The 3,451-nt window shown below is 75.2% G+C and carries 2 protein-coding genes; both read right to left on the reverse strand.

Annotated elements, in window-relative coordinates:
- Nucleotides 1-1,123 (reverse strand): ANTAR domain-containing protein (locus VR44_RS25805; RefSeq protein WP_157880403.1); only part of this gene is annotated, 1,123 nt, incomplete at its 3' end.
- Nucleotides 1,124-1,132: 9 nt separating this feature from the next.
- A partial coding sequence (locus VR44_RS25810) for an ATP-binding protein (RefSeq protein ID WP_045949991.1) occupies nt 1,133-3,451 on the reverse strand: 2,319 nt, incomplete at its 5' end.

Genomic DNA, 3,451 nt, shown 5'->3' on the forward strand with positions numbered 1-3,451 from the left:
GCGGCAGCACCCGTACCTCGGCCATCGTGTGCTCGGCCGCCGCCCCGGCCTTCGGGGGCCTGGCGTTCGCGGGGGCGGCCGGCAGGACCGGGGCGTACTGCGGGGCGTCGGTGGCGTTCGCCCGGGCGAGCAGCCCGACCAGCTCCTCGTACACGTCGGGGAACAGCTGCGCGACCGGCCGCCCGGCGGGCGCGGGGAGGGGCCCCAGGGCGCGCACGGCGGCGGGGTTGAGGTAGTCCACCCTGTGGGCCCGGCCGAAGCCGGCGGCCTCCCGGTCCCCGGCCGGGAGCGCCACGCTGACGAGCATCGCCGGCAGCACCAGGTCGGCCAGGACCGCCGTCAGCCGGGGCGCCGGGCCCGGGCCGTAGTCACCGCGGTCCAGCACCTGCCCGGCCGGGCCGCACAGGGCCGCCACCGTGGCGCGGACCTCGGCGCCGAGGTCCCGGGCCGAGGGCCAGACGACCAGGGCGAGCCCGACGTTCTGCCCGCCGCGGTGCAGGGGGACCAGCCCCCGGGCCGCCTCGGCGCGCGGACCGGGCAGCCGGCCCTCCGCCCCCGGCCCCTCGGGGAACCACGCGGGCAGGCCCACCGCGAGCGCGCGGTGCAGCGGACCGGCCGTCTCGGGGGGCACCCACCGCCAGTGCGCGGCCTCCATCGGGGTCGCCCCGGACTGCCCGGCCAGCTCCAGGCAGTCGGTCTCGGTACGCCGCCACAGGTAGACGGACTCGACGCCGAGCCGCCGCAGGCCCCCCTCCAGCAGGGCCGACGCCGCCGCGGTGGCCGTGTCGGAGGTCAGCACGGCCGTCGTTCCCCGGCGGGCCCGGCGGGCCTCCGCCGCCGGCACCGCCTCCGCGAGCGCCCCCGGGCCGGGTTCGCGGCCGGCTTCCGGGCCCCCGGCCGCGTTGACGATGTCCGCCGCCAGGTCGGTGGCGGACAGCCCCGTCGACACGGCCAGCCTCAGCAGGTGGTCGGTGGCCTCGGCGGGGGACAGGGACAGCTGGGCCATGAGCACCCCGCAGGCGAGGTCCAGCAGACTCCGCCGGGCCCGGTCGGCGTGCAGGGCCGCCACCTCGGCCGTCAGGTCCGCGACGGCCGAGGAGAGTCCGCTCTCGGGCTGGACCATGACAGCTCCTCAGCGGGGGGCCAGCCAGGTGCGCAGGGCGGTGAGCAGCCGGTCGGGGGCCACCGGCTTGACCACGTAGTCGGAGGCACCGGCGGCCAGGGCCTCCGTCCGGTCGCCCGGCATGGCCTTCGCGGTCACCACCACCACGGGCAGCTCCGCCATCCGGGGCATGGCCCGGATGGCCCGCGTGGTCGCGTAGCCGTCGAGGCCGGCCATCATCAGGTCCATCACCACCAGGTCGACCTCCGGGTGCGCGGCCAGCAGCCTGATACCGGCCTCCCCGTTGTCGGCCGTCAGCACCTGCATGCCCGCCGACTTGAGCACCTCGGTGAGGGCGTACACGTTGCGGGTGTCGTCGTCGACCAGGAGCACCGTCCGGTCCCGCAGGCCCTCGTCGTCCACCGGTGCGGCGAACGTGACGGCGGGGGCGGGCCCGTCCTGCTCCTCGCCGGCCGTGTCCGGCCCGGAGCGCGCCTGCGTCCTGCCGTCGTGCTCCGGCAGGAAGAGGGTGAAGCAGCTGCCCCGGCCCATCGTGCTCTCGGCGGTGATGGTCCCGCCGAGCAGCCGGGAGACCTCGCGGCTGATGGACAGGCCCAGACCGGTGCCGCCGTACGCCCGGTCGGCGCCGCTGTCGCCCTGCTGGAAGGCGTCGAAGACGGACTCCAGCTGCTCCGGGGGGATCCCGATGCCGGTGTCGATGACCCTGAAGGCGAGGACCGGGCCCGCCCCGCGCAGGGAGTCGGGCACCTCCTGCGGGCCGGCGGGCTGGACCCGCAGCGAGACCCCGCCCGTACGGGTGAACTTCAGGGCGTTGGACACCAGGTTGCGCAGCACCTGGCGCAGCCGGGCCTCGTCGGTGACCAGCCCCTCGCCCGCCGACGGCGCCCCGCTCACGGTGAACTCCAGGCCCCGCTCGTCCGCGACGGGCCGGAAGGTGACGTCCACGTAGTCCAGGACGCGCTGCAGGGAGACCGGCTCCGGGTGCACGTCCATCCGCCCGGCCTCCACCTTCGACAGGTCGAGGATGTCGTTGATCAGCTGGAGCAGGTCGGAGCCGGCCGAGTGGATCACGGCCGCGTAGTCGGCCTGCTTCTCCGTCAGGTTGCCCTCCGAGTTCTGGGCGAGGAGCTGGGCGAGGATCAGCAGGCTGTTGAGCGGGGTGCGCAGCTCGTGGCTCATGTTCGCCAGGAACTCCGACTTGTACAGGGAGGCCCGGGCCAGCTCCTGGGCCCGCTCCTCCAGTTCCTGGCGGGCCTGCTCGATCTGGTGGTTCTTCCGCTCGATGTCCCGGTTCCGGTCGGCCAGCAGGGCCGCCTTGTCCTGGAGTTCGGCGTTGCTGCGCTGCAGTTCCCGCTGGCGGGCCTGGAGTTCGCCGGACCGGGCGCTGAGCTCGGCCGTCAGCAGCTGGGAGCGCTCCAGCAGCTCGTCGGTCCGGGCATTGGCGGTCAGGGAGCTGACGTTGACCCCCAGCAGCTCGGTGAACTGCTCCAGGAAGTCGCGGTGCAGGGGCGCGAACGGGCGCAGGGAGGCCAGCTCCAGGGCGCCCAGCACCTGGCCCTCGAAGACGATGGGCAGCACGATCAGGGCGGACGGGTCGGCGGAGCCCGTGCCGGTGAGCACCGGAGCGTATCCGGGCGGCAGTTCGTCCACGACGATCACCCGGTGGTCGGCGGCCGCCTGGCCGACCAGGGACTGGCCCACGCGGAACCGGCGGGGGCCGGACGCGGGGTCGTCGGGCAGCCCGTACGAGGCGATCGCGACGAGCTCCGGGGCCGGGCCCTCGCCCTCGGCCGGCTCGGAGCGCTCGGAGCCCACGGCGCCCTGCGCTCCGTCCTGGGCCAGGAAGAAGCAGCCGTACTGCGCGTGCACCAGCGGCGGCACCTCCCGCATGATCAGCCGGGCCACCGTCGTCAGGTCGCGCCGGCCCTGGATCCCGCCGGAGATCCGCGCGAGGTGGGTCTTGAGCCAGTCCTGCTCCTCGTTGGCCCGGGTGGTGGCGCGCAGCGACTCCACCATGGAGTTGATGTTGTCCTTGAGCGCCCCGACCTCCCCGGGCGCCTCGACGGCGACCGTACGGGTCAGGTCGCCGCGGGCCACGGCGCTGGTGACCTCGGCGATGGCCCGCACCTGACCGGTGAGGTTCGCCGCGAGCTCGTTGACGTTCTCGGTGAGCCGGCGCCAGGTGCCGGACACGTCGGCCACCTCGGCCTGACCGCCCAGCCGCCCCTCGCTGCCGACCTCCCGGGCCACCCGGGTCACCTCGGCCGCGAACGAACCCAGCTGGTCGACCATCGTGTTGATGGTCGTCTTCAGCTCCAGGATCTCCCC

Origin of the sequence: Streptomyces katrae, assembly GCF_000966975.1 — a bacterium.
Classification (GTDB): Bacteria; Actinomycetota; Actinomycetes; order Streptomycetales; family Streptomycetaceae; genus Streptomyces; species Streptomyces katrae.